Genomic DNA, 13,041 nt, shown 5'->3' on the forward strand with positions numbered 1-13,041 from the left:
TCCGGTCATCCAGTCCCAGCCACCCAGCCGGCTACAAGCCGAGGAACTGCGTGATGGCGGGCAGGTGGGTATCGAAGTCGGAGAGCGCATGGTCGCCTCCTTCCAGCAGCCGGATGTGGCTGCCCGGGTAGCGGCCCACCATCTCCTCCCAGCTCAGCAGCTCATCCCCTTTGGCGATCACCGCCATCAAGCGCTCCGGATGGGCGAGCGGCCCGACCGTCAGCGCCTGCAGCTCGCCGACGAATTCCGGCCGGAAGTAAAAGCGCTCCTGCGGGTTTTGCCAGATGGTTTGCTCGCCGATGTAGGCCGCCAGGTCGCGGGCGGGATCGACGGCGGGATTGATCAGTGCCGTGCGGGCGCCGGTGGCCTGCGCCAGATAGGTGGCATAGAAGCCGCCCAGGGAACTGCCCATCACCGCCATCGTGTCCCGCGGCCAGTCCTGCACCAGCGAGGTGGCCAGCGCGATGGCGTCGCGCGGGGAGGGGGGCAACTGCGGGCAGGCCAGCACCAGGTCGGGCCGGTGCTCGGCCACCCAGCGGACCATGCGCTGCGCCTTGGCCGACTGCGGCGATGAGCGGAAACCATGCAAATACAGCAGATGGGTGCGGCGGGGGGGATGCGTGGACCTCATGGCGGTGGAGTGTAGGAGGGGGCATGGCTCGGGGACAGAAGGCTCGCCGCCTGAGCATCCCGGTCATTGACGGTTCATCGGCTGACTTTTGGCATGGGCGGGGCACTCGGGTACCGTTGCCGGGCGTGCGCTGTAGTCATCGCTGATCGCACCGCCGTAGGGTGGCGATAGGTTTTCGCCTGCATTCCCTGGCTTTTGCGAATTGACGACGCCCCTGGCGCGCCGCACATTCGTCCCCGCTCACGCCTTCCCCATGGCTTAGGTCCTCTTTCATCACTGCGGTCGGCAGCCATCGCCACCCGACACCGCAACGACTCCACTTTCACCGATCCGCCTCATGACCACTTCGGATTCGATCAAGCTGTCCGCCATTGCTTTGGCGTCTTTGATGCTCTGCGCCTGTGCCACGCCGCCTGCCGGCGGTGGTGCCCCCGCGGGAGCGCCGCCTGCGCCCGCAGCGGCGACGGCTCCGGCCACGGCAGCCTCCGGCGCTCCGGGTGCGCCCGGCGCCAGCGCCCCGATGAGCGCGGCCCGCCCGCCCGCCGACCCCACCGCCCCCAAGCCTTTTGCCGAAGTGTCCAAGGACACCAAGCGCCAGGACGGCCTGTTCCCCATCCTGCGCAAGGATGAAAAGGTCTGGCTGGAAATCCCGCGGGCCATGTTGAACAAGCCCTTCCTGTTCACCATCAACATCTCCAGCTCCATTGGTGAGCGCGGCTTCTACGCCAGCCAGATGGGCCCGGACGTGATGGCCGAATGGCGCCGCGTGGGCAACACCATCCAGTTGGTGGCGCTGAACACCCGCTTCCGCGCCGAGGGCGGCGGCAAGCGCGCCGTCGAGGAAGCCTTCTCGCCCAGCCTGCTGGCCGCCGGCCCGGTGGCCAGCGCGGACCATCCGGAGCGCAAGTCCTTCCTGGTGGACGCCGGCCTGCTGCTGACCGACATCCCGGGCATGAGCACCCGTATGGAAGCGGCCTTCCGCCTGCCGTATTCGGTGGACCGCGGCAACTCCTACTTCGAGGCGACCCGGGCGGACCAGACGCTGAGCACGCTCAGCGCCAAGGTGCACTACTTCACCCCTCGCATTCCGGCCCCGCCGCTGGTCGCGCCGCCGGTGCCGGTGCCGCCGCCGCCGATGGTGACCCCGGACCCGCGCTCGATGTTCATGGGCTTTGTCTACAACTTCCGAGCCCTGCCGGAGGCCGCCATGCCCACCCGCCGTGCGGACGGTCGCCTGGGTCACTTCACCGAGTCCTTCAACGACCTGAGCGACGACAGCAAGGCCAATTCGCGGGTGCACTACATCAACCGCTGGCGCCTGGAGAAAAAGGACCCGTCCGCGGCCCTGTCCGAGCCGGTGCAGCCCATCGTCTACTGGATGGACAAGAACATTCCGCCGAAATACCGCCCAGCGGTGGAAGCCGGCATCCTGGAATGGAACAAGGCCTTCGAGAAGATCGGCTTCAAGAACGCGGTGGTGGCCAAGCAGCAGCCCGATGATGCCGACTGGGACAACATGGATGCGCAGCATGCGTCGATCCGCTGGTTTGTCGGCTCGGATGTCGGCTTTGCCATCGGCCCCTCGCATGTGGACCCCCGCACCGGCGAAATCCTGGATGCCGACATCGGCATGAGCGACGTGTTCTCGCGCGGCGGCCGCGCCTTCATCAGCGAAGACGTGCCCCGCCTGACCAGCCTCAGCGACGAGGAAAAGGCCCTGGCCCAGATGAATCAGGGCTGGCGCGAAGGCCGCAACGCCAGCTACTGCACCTACGCCATGGATGCGGCGTCGGAGATGAACTTCGCGCTGGACATCCTGGAAGCGCGGGGCGACATCGACCCCAACAGCCCGGAGGCCGAGGCCTTCGTGCAGGCGCGCATCAAGGACGTCATCATGCATGAGGTGGGTCACACCCTGGGCCTCAAGCACAACTTCAAGGCGTCCACCACGGTGACGCAGGCGCAGCTCAAGGACAAGGCCTACACCGATGCCCACGGCATCTCCGGTTCGGTGATGGACTACAACGCCTACAACATTCCGCTGGAAGGCGAGGCGCCCACCACCTACAACAACACCACGCTGGGGTCGTATGACTACTGGGCGATTGAATACGCCTACAAGCCGGTGGCCAAGGACCAGGAAGACACCGAGCTGAACCGCATCGCCTCGCGCAACAACGAGCCGGGCCATGCCTATGCGGACGACACCGATGCGGGGGGCTTCGGTCCCTACGACGGTATGGATCCGATGATCAACCGGTTCGACCTGGGCGACGACCCGCTGTCCTACTATCAGAAGCGTCTGAAGCTGTCGCAGGAACTGTGGAATCGGGTGCAGAACCGCAAGCCGGTGGCGGGTGAAGATCCGCTGCGCCAGCGTCGGTCGCTGATCAACGGCTTCATGCAACTGGCCCGTTCGTCGGAGCTGGTGGGCAAGTATGTCGGCGGCATGTACACGACGCGGGATGTGCCGGGGGCGGCGCGTCCGGCGCTGGCGCCGGTGGATCCGGCGAAGCAGCGTGAAGCACTGCGTTTCCTGGCTACCGGCCTGTTCAGTGCGGACAGCTTCCGCTTCAAGCCGGAGTTCCTCAGTTCGCTGACGACCGACTATGTGGAATTCGCGCGTCCGCAGTGGGTGAGCATTCCGGCGGCCGTGTCCGCGGTGCAACTGGCTGCCCTGAATCGTCTGCTGAGCGTGAGCACGGCAGTGCGCCTGATGGAGCTGCCCAACTATGTGCCGGCTTCGCAGCGCAAGGGCATCATCTCCCTCAATGAGGTGTATGGGACGCTGCAGTCCTCCATCTGGAGCGAGCTCAAGACCGGCGGCGAGATCGACCGTCTGCGCCGCAACCTGCAGCGGGAGTATCTGCGCCGCCTGCAGGCCAACCTGACCCACAGCAATGCCACCGGCCAGTTCGCCGACGCCTATGCGCTGATGCGCTACCAGGCTACGCAGCTGCAGTCGGAGCTGCGCGCGGCGCAAGCCAAGGGCGGGCAGTCGGTGGAGACAAAGGCCCATATTGCGGAGAGCCTGGATCTGCTGAGCACCACGCTGAAGGCGACGATGACCCGCAGTTGAGCGGAAAGCAAAAAGGGCCGGTGAGAACCGGCCCTTTTTTTGTGGGTGCTTGGCGCTGGCTCATGAGCGCAGCGCGAGTGATGATTCAACCCGTGCGGTCATCCGGATAACGCCGCTCGGCGGCCACGATGTCCCAGACCGCGATGAACATGGCAGCGATCAGCGGGCCGATCACAAAGCCATTGATGCCGAACACCGCCATGCCGCCGATGGTGGTCATCAGCACCACGTAGTCCGGCATCTTCGTGTCCTTGCCCACCAGCAGCGGACGCAGCAGGTTGTCCACCAGGCCGATCACCAGCGTCCCGTACAGCAGCAGCCCCAGGCCTGCGCCGATCGCGCCGGTGGCCAGCAGGTAGACCGCCACCGGGGCCCACACCATCGCCGCGCCCACCGCCGGCAGCAGCGACAGGAAGGCCATCAGCACCGCCCACAGCACCGGCGCATGAATGTCCAGCACCCAGAAGGCCAGCCCGCCCAGCGCGCCCTGCAGCACCGCCACCGCGATGTTGCCCTTCACCGTCGCGCGGATCACCGTGCGGAACTTGTCACCGAGCTGGCGCTTGTACGCGTCCTGCAACGGCACCGCATCGCGGATGCGCTTGGACAGCTGCTCCCCGTCGCGCATCAGGAAGAACAGCAGATACAGCATCACGAAGAAGCTGACCACGAAGTCAAACGTGTCCTGGCCGAACCCCAGCGCCTTGGTCGCGACGAACTGGCTGCCCTGGTTCAGGGCCGAGCCCAGACGGTCCTGCAGACTGGTCAGGTTCTGCAGCCCCAGCCGTTCCAGCACGTCCATCACCCACCGCGGGGTGGCGGCATAGATCTGCTGCACGTAGGTGTGGAAGTCGAACTTGCCGGACTTGAACATCTCATACAGGACCGTCGCCTCGCGCACCAGCGCCGCCGTCACATAGGTCATCGGCACTACCACCAACACCACGATCAGCAGGATGGTCAGCACCCCGGCGACATTGGGCCGCTTGACCTTGCGCAGCAGGCGCAGGTAGACCGGGCGGAAGACGATGGCCAGGGCCACGCCCCACAAGATCGAGCCCAGCATGGGCCAGAGGATCCATCCGAAGCCGACCGTCACCAGGGTGAGCAGGCAGAGAAAGGAACGGTTTTGCAGCGCGGGAATCGGCTTGCCGGGAGGGCTCATCGTGTCGGTGCTCCTGGAGGGAGAGGGGACGGTGGAAAGACTCTGCGGTGAAAAGATCGGTGACTGAGGCCCAGGCAGCCGGCATGCCTGCCTCTCACCGACGACGCAGAGCTTACTTCAGCGCCGCCAGCAGCTTCTCGTGGATGCCGCCGAAGCCGCCGTTGCTCATGCACAGCAGGTGGTCGCCGGGTTTGGCTGCGGCCACCACCAGGCGCACCAGATCGTCCACCGAGGCCCCCACCACCGCCTGGTCGCCCAGCGGGGCCAGCGCTTCCCGGGCGTCCCAGGTCAGGCCGTCCTGGTTGCAAAAGCTCAGGTCGGCTTCCTCCAGCGCCCAGGGCAACTGGGCCTTCATCGTGCCCAGCTTCATCGTGTTGGAACGCGGCTCGAAGATGGCCAGGATGCGCTCGGCCGGGGCGATGCGGCGGCGCAGGCCGTCCACCGTGGTGTGGATGGCGGTGGGGTGGTGGGCAAAGTCGTCGTAGACCTTGATGCCGCGCACCTCGCCGCGCAGCTCCAGCCGGCGGCGCACGCTCTTGAAGCCGCACAGCGCCGTGGCGGCGGCCTCCGGGTCCACGCCCACATGCTCGGCGGCAGCGATGGCCGCCAGCGCATTGAGCTGGTTGTGTTCCCCCAGCAGCTCCCAGCTGACGTGGCCCACCTTCAGACTGCCGCGCAGGACGTCGAAGGAGGTCGGTTCCCCCCGGGCGCGCAGGGCCCCCGGCTCTTCCTTGCGGGCGCCGAAACGCTGCACTTCGCTCCAGCAGCCGCGGCCCAGCACCCGTTGCAGCGATTCCTCACGTGCATTCACCACCAGGCGGCCTGAAGGCGGCACGGTGCGGACCAGATGATGGAACTGGGTCTCGATGGCGGCCAGGTCCGGGAAGATGTCCGCGTGGTCATGCTCCAGGTTGTTGAGCACGGCGGTGCGGGGGCGGTAGTGGACGAACTTGCTGCGCTTGTCGAAGAAGGCGGTGTCGTATTCATCGGCCTCGATGACGAAATACCGTCCTCCGCCCAGGCGGGCCGACACCCCGAAGTTCTGCGGCACGCCGCCGATGAGGAATCCAGGCGCCAGCCCGGCGGCTTCGAGGATCCACGCCAGCATGGACGTGGTGGTGGTCTTGCCGTGCGTGCCAGCCACTGCCAGCACATGGCGCCCCTGCAGCACATGCTCAGCCAGCCACTGCGGACCGCTGGTGTAGGGCAGACCCGCATCCAGAATGGCTTCCATCAGCGGAAAACGGCCTTCCGACGACCGCGTCACCACATTGCCCACCACAAACAGGTCGGGCTTGAGGTCCAGCTGGTCCGCGCCATAGCCCTCGATCAGGTCGATGCCCAGCGCCTCCAGCTGCGTGGACATCGGCGGATACACATTGGCGTCGCAGCCGGTCACCCGGTGACCGGCCTCTCGGGCCAGGGCGGCGAGACCGCCCATGAAAGTGCCGCAAATGCCCAGGATGTGGATATGCATGGTTCGTGCTTCAGCTGCTGTACCAAAGGGTAAGCAAGAGTAATACCTGTCTCAAGGTGGGCTGATCGCGACAGTGCCGGACCGGGGCTTGCCAGGCGCCGGCCCGAGGGCCTGCCCGGCCACCACCGGCATGGGGCTATCGCAGCGCCTGGCGGAAGGCGTCCCGGGCCGCGTGCAAGGTGGCGTCGATATCAGCGTCCGTATGGGCGGCCGAGACAAAACCCGCCTCATACAGGGCCGGGGCCAGGTAGACGCCGGCGTCCAGCATCGCGTGGAAGAAGCGGTTGAACTGCTCCTTGTCCGTGCGCATGACCGCGGTGTAGTTCTGCGGCAACTCCGGCAGCAGGAAGAAACCGAACATGCCGCCCTGGCTGTCGGCGCAGAACGGAATGCCCTGTTCACGGGCCACGGCGCTGAGGCCGTCCACCAGGCGGCGGGTGCGGGCGGACAGGGCGTCGAAGAAGCCGGGCTTGCGGATCTCGCGCAGCGTCGCCAGGCCGCAGGCGGTGGCCACCGGGTTGCCCGAGAGCGTGCCGGCCTGGTAGACCCCGCCCAGCGGGGCCAGGTGCTTCATGATGTCGCGGCTGGCGCCGAAGGCGGCCAGCGGCATGCCGCCGCCGATGACCTTGCCGAAGACGCTGATGTCCGGCTTGAAACCGGGGATCAGGTCGGCATAGTGCCCCTGGGCGCTGCGCAGGTCGACGCGGAAGCCGGTCATGACTTCGTCCAGCACCAGCAGGGCGCCCGACTCGGTGCACAGCTCCCGCAGCCGGGTCATGAAGGGCACGCTGGCGCGCACGAAGTTCATGTTGCCGGCAATCGGCTCGACGATGACGCAGGCCAGTTCCTTCCCATGCAGCGCGAAGGCTTCTTCCAGGGCCTGGACGTTGTTGTATTCCAGGACCAGCGTGTGCTGGGCCGTGGCTTCCGGCACGCCAGCGCTGGTGGGGTGGCCGAAGGTGGCCAGACCCGAGCCGGCCTTGACCAGCAGGGCGTCGGTATGCCCGTGGTAGCAGCCTTCAAATTTGATGAACTTGTTGCGGCCGGTCGCGCCCCGCGCCAGGCGGATGGCGCTCATCGTGGCCTCGGTGCCGGAGCTCACCAGCCGCACCTGCTCGCAGCTGGGCACCAGCTGCAGGATTTCCTCGGCCAGTTCGATCTCGCGCTCGGTGGGGGCGCCGAACGACAGCCCCTCGGTGACCGCCCGCTGCACCGCCTCGATCACGGCCGGATGGCCGTGACCCAGGATCATCGGCCCCCAGGAGCCGATGTAGTCGATGTAGCGCTTGCCGTCGGCATCGACGATGTAGGCGCCTTCCCCCCGGGCGATGAAGCGCGGGGTGCCGCCGACCGCGCGGAAGGCCCGCACCGGCGAGTTGACGCCGCCCGGGATGACACGCTGGGCGCGCTCGAAGAGGAGATCGTTCTGGCTCATAGGACCTTGGTTCAGTGGATGCGGCGTGGGCCGCGGGTCGGCGGTTCGTCGATGACGGGCTCTTCCGGGGTCGTGGCCTCGCCGTCCGGCCCGCCTTCCTCGCCCGGGGGCAGGGCCCAGAAGAAGCGGTCCGGCACGACATTGCCCATGCCCGGGCGGAAACCCGCTTCCAGGGCCTGGTCGAGGAAGGCCAGCGCCTCGCCGACCGCATCATGCGGCTCGGACCCGACCGACAGCAGCGCCGCCAGGGCCGCGGACAGGGTGTCCCCGGCGCCGACGAAGCTGGCCTCGAAGCGTTCGAACTTTTCGCCGGTGATGGCGCCTTGCGGCCCGGCCAGCACATTGTCCAGATACTGGTTGGGCAGGCTGATGCCGGTCACCAGCACATGGGCGGCGCCATGCTGATGGGCGGCGACGGCCAGTTCCCGCGGTGAGGCCGGCCGGTCGGCGTCCCAGTCGGGCAGCAGGCAGTCGCTCAGGGTCTTGTGGTTGCCCACCAGCACCAGGGTCTGGGGCAGCACCAGTTCCCGGAAGGCATCCAGGTAGCTCTGCTGCTGCTCCTCGTCCAGCCAGGAGATGCTGGGCAGGTAGGCCACCAGCGGCACGTCCGGATAGTCGGACAGCACCTCGGCCACCGAGGAAATGCCTTCGGCGCTGCCCAGGAAGCCGACCTTCCAGGCGGCCACCGGCACGTCCTCCAGGATGGAGCGGGCCTGCTCGACGATGCAGTCGCCGTCCAGCGTCTGGTGGTCAAACACCTCGGCCGTGTCGCGCATGACGATGGCGGTGACCACCGGCAGGGCATGGGCGCCCATGGCGGCGATGGTGGCCACGTCACCGGCGCTGCCGCCGGCGCCGCTGGGGTCGCTGGCGTTGAAGCTCATGACGCAGGCCGGGGGCGGCGACTCCTGGTCCTCGCCGGGCTGGGTGCCGGTCGGATCGGGGTCTGGGGAGGTGAGGTCTTGACGGCTCATGGATGGGCGGCGGGAAGCCGTGAACGGATGCGCGAAATGTGACGAAGGACCGGTTTTAACTGTTGTTTCATCGGTACTTCTGCCCTCCGGGATACCCAGGGGGCGTGGCTACAATCTTTCGATCATTGTAGTGATGCAAAGTCAACCCATCGTGAGCGAAGCAAGGACCTGGATGTGCCTGATCTGTGGCTGGATTTATGACGAAGCCACCGGAGACCCTGAGCACGGTATCGCTCCCAACACGCGTTGGGAAGATGTGAACATGAATTGGACCTGCCCGGAGTGCGGAGCCCGCAAGGAAGACTTCGAGATGGTCCAGATCTGAGGTCGGGGCGGCACGGACCGCCCGACCTCGGCGCACGAACTGGCCGCTGGCGCGAAACGGATCACGGAAGCACCCGGCTTCATCCGTCGCGCAGCCCCGAATCGCAACAACACTGACGACCCTGGTCTGACACTTACGGAGAACAGCTTGGAATCCAAGGCCACAAAGGTGCTGGTCATCGACGACAGCAACACCATTCGCCGCAGCGCAGAAATCTTTCTGAAGCAGGGCGGGCATCAGGTGGTGCTGGCTGAAGATGGCTTCGACGCCCTCGCCAAGCTGAGCGATTACCAGCCGGACCTCGTGTTCTGCGACATCCTCATGCCGCGACTGGATGGTTACCAGACTTGCGCCATCATCAAGCGCAACCCGCAGTTTTCACAAGTGCCGGTCATCATGCTGTCGTCCAAGGATGGTCTGTTCGACAAGGCCCGCGGCCGGATGGTGGGCTCGCAGGACTATCTGACCAAACCGTTTACGAAAGACCAGTTGCTGCAAGCAGTCCAGCAACACCGGCGAGAGCCCTGAACGTCAACAACCTCACACCGCCGCGTTTTCGCGGCGTTTGATCTTCCGAGTTTCCTGTCAATCTCATCATCCCTGACAAAAAGGCCATCGCGGCCGATGTCTGGCCGCGCTACCTGGGAGCATCCATGTCCATCCAAAAAATCCTGGTCGTCGACGATTCGAAGACCGAGCTGCATCACCTGAGCGACCTTCTGACCAAGCGCGGTTACACCGTGCGCACCGCCGAAAACGGTGAAGAAGCGATGAAGCGCCTCGAGGAAGAAAAGCCCGACCTGATCCTGATGGACGTGGTCATGCCTGGCCAGAACGGCTTCCAGCTGACCCGCGCCATCACCCGCGACGAGCGTTATGCCGACGTCCCGGTGGTCATCTGCACCAGCAAGAACCAGGAAACCGACAAGGTCTGGGGCATGCGCCAGGGCGCGCGCGACTACGTCGTCAAGCCGGTCAAGGCCGACGAGCTGATCGCCAAGATCAAGGCGCTGGGCTGAGACCATGGCCAACAAGCAAGCCCTGCGAGACCTCCAGCAACGCCTGGCGCAACGGATGCAGGCGGCTCGAGAGACGCCGCAAGCCGCCAACTGGCTGGCCGTGGAGTGTGCCGGCCTGGGCTTGCTGCTTCCCCTGAAGCAGTCCGGCGAAATCTTCACGCCTGTGCCGCTGCAGCAGGTGCCCTACACCCAGCCGTGGATGCTGGGCGTGGCCAACCTGCGCGGCGGCCTGCACACGGTGGTGGACCTGTCGGCCTTCCTGGGCCTGCGGGGCGCCACTTCCCTGACGCCTTCCCATCGGTTGGTGTCGATCAACCCGGAGCTGGGTATCAACTGCGCGCTGCTGGTGGACCAGCTCCTCGGCCTGCGCGGCGACGAACAGCTTCAGGCCGAGCCGGACACGGCCGGCCATCCCGACTTCGCCCCGATGCGCATGCGCGACGGGCAGGGCCGGCGCTGGCAGGTGCTGGATCTGGATGCACTGATCCTGCATCCCCAATTCCTGCGCATTGTTTTGAACTGATGCCTGAACGCGGCCGGACACGGCCAGCTTCGACGAAACGAGACCAAACGAGGGTGTGATGAGCTTCCTGGACAAAATCAAGAACAAGGGCAAAAACGAGGGCAAGGCGGACGTCGACATCGACGACACCGGCCCCTCGACCGAGAACACGGCCGCGGCCGATGAATCGCAGGACTTCCAGCCCTCGATCATCACCACTGCCCAGCCCACGGCCGAATTCCAGGAAACCGGTGCCGGCTTCCAGCCGACCGCATCGGCGGTGGAAACGCCCAGCTCCATGCCCAAGAAGCTGCCGCCCCAGCCTCCGCGCCGCACCGGCCTGCTGACGGCCCTGGTGGCCGCCGGTCTGGTGGGCACCGTGCTGACGGTGACGCTGAGCCTGGTGGGTTCGAACCGCGCCGCCGACCAGGTGGCTGGCGCCGGTCAGGCGATGACGGAATCGCAGCGTCTGGCCAAGGCGGTCTCCACCGCCCTGCTGGGCAACAAGAACGCCTTCCCTGAAATGAAGGAAAGCTCGCAGGTGCTGACCAGCGTGATCGCCGGCCTGCGGGACGGATCGGACACGCTGGCCGAAGCCCCGGGCTCGGTCAAGCCGCTGCTCGACAAGATCGCCCCCATGATCGAGCGCGCCGACAAGAACACCAAGGTGATGCTGGCCCAGGAAAAGGTGCTGACGCAGGTGGGCGCCGCTCTGCGCGCCATTAACCGCCAGTCGTCCGACCTGCTGGAAAGCGCGGAAGCCGTGGCTTCGCTGTCCATCCAGGGCAATGCCTCCACCGGCGAAGTGGCCGCGGTCGGCCAGCTGGTGATGCTGACCCAGCGTATTGGCAAGTCCGCCAACGAATTCCTGACCCAGGACGGCGTGAGCCCCGAGGCCGTGTTCCTGCTGGGCAAGGACTTGAACGCCTTCCGTGAAATCGCCCAGGCGCTGCTGGACGGCAACCCGGAACTGCGCCTGAACGGTGCCAAGGATCCGCAGGTGCGTGAGCGCCTGAAGGTGCTGCTGGGCCAGTACGACCAGACCCGCACCCAGGCCACCGCCATTCTGTCCAACCTGCAGGGCCTGGTGGCTTCGCGGGAAGCGCAGACCGCCATCCTGAACGACAGCGAAGTGCTGCGTAAGGACCTGGGCCAGCTCTCGACCGACCTGGCCGCTGCCGGTGGTCTGAGCCTGGTGCTGGTGGTGGGCATGGTGCTGTCGCTGCTGGCCCTGGTGGGCGGTGCGGTCGGATTCCTGCAGCTGTATGTGCGTGACCAGGCCCGTCGTGCCCAGCTCGCGGACGAACAGCGTCGCGAAGCCGAGGCGCAGGAGCAGGAAGCCAAGCGCGTCAACGACGCCAACCAGGCCGCCATTCTGCGTCTGATGAACGAACTGCAGACGGTGGCTGAAGGTGACCTGACCCACCAGGCGACGGTGACGGAAGACATCACCGGCGCGATTGCCGACTCGGTGAACTACACGGTGGAAGAGCTGCGCAGCCTGGTGCATCAGGTGCAGACCACGGCGGTGCGGGTGACCGACACCACCGCCCAGGTGGACCAGACCTCGACCGAGCTGCTGGCCGCCTCGACCGAACAGCTGCACGAAATTCGCGCCACCGGTGAAGCGGTGCTGCAGATGGCCCACCGAATCAACGACGTGTCCACGCAGGCGCAGACGACGGCCGAAGTGGCCCGCCAGTCGCGTTTGGCCGCTGAACAGGGTTTGCAGGCCATGCAGAACAACATCGGCGGTATGAACCAGATCCGGGACCAGATCCAGGAAACGTCGAAGCGAATCAAGCGCCTGGGCGAGTCGTCGCAGGAAATTGGCGAGATCACCGAGCTGATTTCGGACATTACCGAACAGACCAACGTGCTGGCCCTGAACGCCGCCATCCAGGCCGCGTCCGCCGGTGAAGCCGGTCGCGGCTTCTCGGTGGTGGCGGAAGAAGTGCAGCGACTGGCGGAACGCTCCGCCGACGCAACGCGCCGGATTGCCGCGCTGGTCAAGACCATTCAGACCGACACGCACGACGCCGTGGCCGCTATGGAACGGTCCACGCTGGGGGTGGTGGAAGGTACCAAGCTGTCTGACGCGGCCGGTCGCGCCCTGGAAGACATCGACGCGGTGTCGCGTCGCCTGGACGAACTGATCGGTCAGATCACGACCGTTGCCCAGAACGAAGCCCGTGCGGCCAACGAGGTGGGTGCGAACATCCAGCACATCTTCGCGGTGACCGAACAGACCTCCGAAGGTACGCGTTCCACGGCCCAGATGGTGCATGAGCTGTCCCGGTCGGCGGAAGCGCTGAAGCAGTCGGTGGCGCGATTCAAGGTGACCAACTGATCCCCGACTGCCCTCATCGGCAACCAGGGATCACGGCCACGTGAGCGCACGCCACCACAGCGCCCACATTACAAAGCGACAATA

At 66.2% G+C, this 13,041-nt stretch carries 11 protein-coding genes; 6 read left to right on the forward strand and 5 right to left on the reverse strand.

What is annotated here, in order from left to right:
• Positions 1–31: 31 nt before the first annotated feature.
• Positions 32–631 (reverse strand): YqiA/YcfP family alpha/beta fold hydrolase, encoded by a 600-nt coding sequence (locus tag DES44_RS01495; RefSeq protein WP_058936524.1) that lies wholly within the window; start codon positions 629–631, stop codon positions 32–34.
• A gap of 337 nt (positions 632–968) precedes the next feature.
• Between DES44_RS01495 and DES44_RS01500 the strand changes: the two genes are divergently transcribed.
• A complete protein-coding gene (locus tag DES44_RS01500; protein WP_058936523.1) occupies positions 969–3,710 on the forward strand; it encodes a zinc-dependent metalloprotease in 2,742 nt (913 codons plus the stop codon).
• A gap of 85 nt (positions 3,711–3,795) precedes the next feature.
• Here DES44_RS01500 and DES44_RS01505 read toward each other — a convergent pair whose 3' ends face one another.
• The 4 genes from DES44_RS01505 to thiD all read right to left on the reverse strand — a co-directional run bounded on the left by DES44_RS01505 (position 3,796) and on the right by thiD (position 8,761).
• Positions 3,796–4,875 carry an AI-2E family transporter gene (locus DES44_RS01505; protein WP_058936522.1) on the reverse strand — a complete coding sequence of 360 codons (1,080 nt, stop codon included), beginning with the start codon at positions 4,873–4,875 and terminating at the stop codon, positions 3,796–3,798.
• A gap of 112 nt (positions 4,876–4,987) precedes the next feature.
• Positions 4,988–6,352, reverse strand: coding sequence for a UDP-N-acetylmuramate:L-alanyl-gamma-D-glutamyl-meso-diaminopimelate ligase (gene mpl, locus DES44_RS01510; protein WP_058936521.1), 1,365 nt, complete (start codon positions 6,350–6,352; stop codon positions 4,988–4,990).
• Positions 6,353–6,488: 136 nt separating this feature from the next.
• Entirely contained in the window at positions 6,489–7,787 is a 1,299-nt protein-coding gene (hemL, locus tag DES44_RS01515) for a glutamate-1-semialdehyde 2,1-aminomutase (protein ID WP_058936520.1), read from the reverse strand.
• An 11-nt stretch (positions 7,788–7,798) separates the two neighbouring features.
• The gene (gene thiD / locus DES44_RS01520) at positions 7,799–8,761 is read right to left on the reverse strand and encodes a bifunctional hydroxymethylpyrimidine kinase/phosphomethylpyrimidine kinase (protein ID WP_232309839.1); all 963 of its coding nucleotides are present in this window, start codon (positions 8,759–8,761) and stop codon (positions 7,799–7,801) included.
• A gap of 133 nt (positions 8,762–8,894) precedes the next feature.
• On the opposite strand from thiD, the gene DES44_RS01525 reads away from it, so the two are divergent.
• The 5 genes from DES44_RS01525 to DES44_RS01545 all read left to right on the forward strand — a co-directional run bounded on the left by DES44_RS01525 (position 8,895) and on the right by DES44_RS01545 (position 12,957).
• Positions 8,895–9,086 (forward strand): rubredoxin, encoded by a 192-nt coding sequence (locus DES44_RS01525; RefSeq protein WP_250636786.1) that lies wholly within the window; start codon positions 8,895–8,897, stop codon positions 9,084–9,086.
• 147 nt (positions 9,087–9,233) lie between these two features.
• A complete protein-coding gene (locus tag DES44_RS01530; RefSeq protein WP_088451150.1) occupies positions 9,234–9,614 on the forward strand; it encodes a response regulator in 381 nt (126 codons plus the stop codon).
• Between the two features lie 125 nt (positions 9,615–9,739).
• Positions 9,740–10,105: a response regulator gene (locus DES44_RS01535; RefSeq protein ID WP_058936517.1), complete on the forward strand. Its 366-nt coding sequence runs from the start codon at positions 9,740–9,742 to the stop codon at positions 10,103–10,105.
• Between the two features lie 4 nt (positions 10,106–10,109).
• Entirely contained in the window at positions 10,110–10,628 is a 519-nt protein-coding gene (locus DES44_RS01540) for a chemotaxis protein CheW (protein ID WP_058936516.1), read from the forward strand.
• 58 nt (positions 10,629–10,686) lie between these two features.
• Positions 10,687–12,957, forward strand: coding sequence for a methyl-accepting chemotaxis protein (locus DES44_RS01545; protein WP_083525844.1), 2,271 nt, complete (start codon positions 10,687–10,689; stop codon positions 12,955–12,957).
• Positions 12,958–13,041 lie beyond the last annotated feature (84 nt).

The sequence above is a fragment of the Roseateles depolymerans genome (assembly GCF_003387155.1).
GTDB lineage: Bacteria > Pseudomonadota > Gammaproteobacteria > Burkholderiales > Burkholderiaceae_C > Roseateles > Roseateles depolymerans.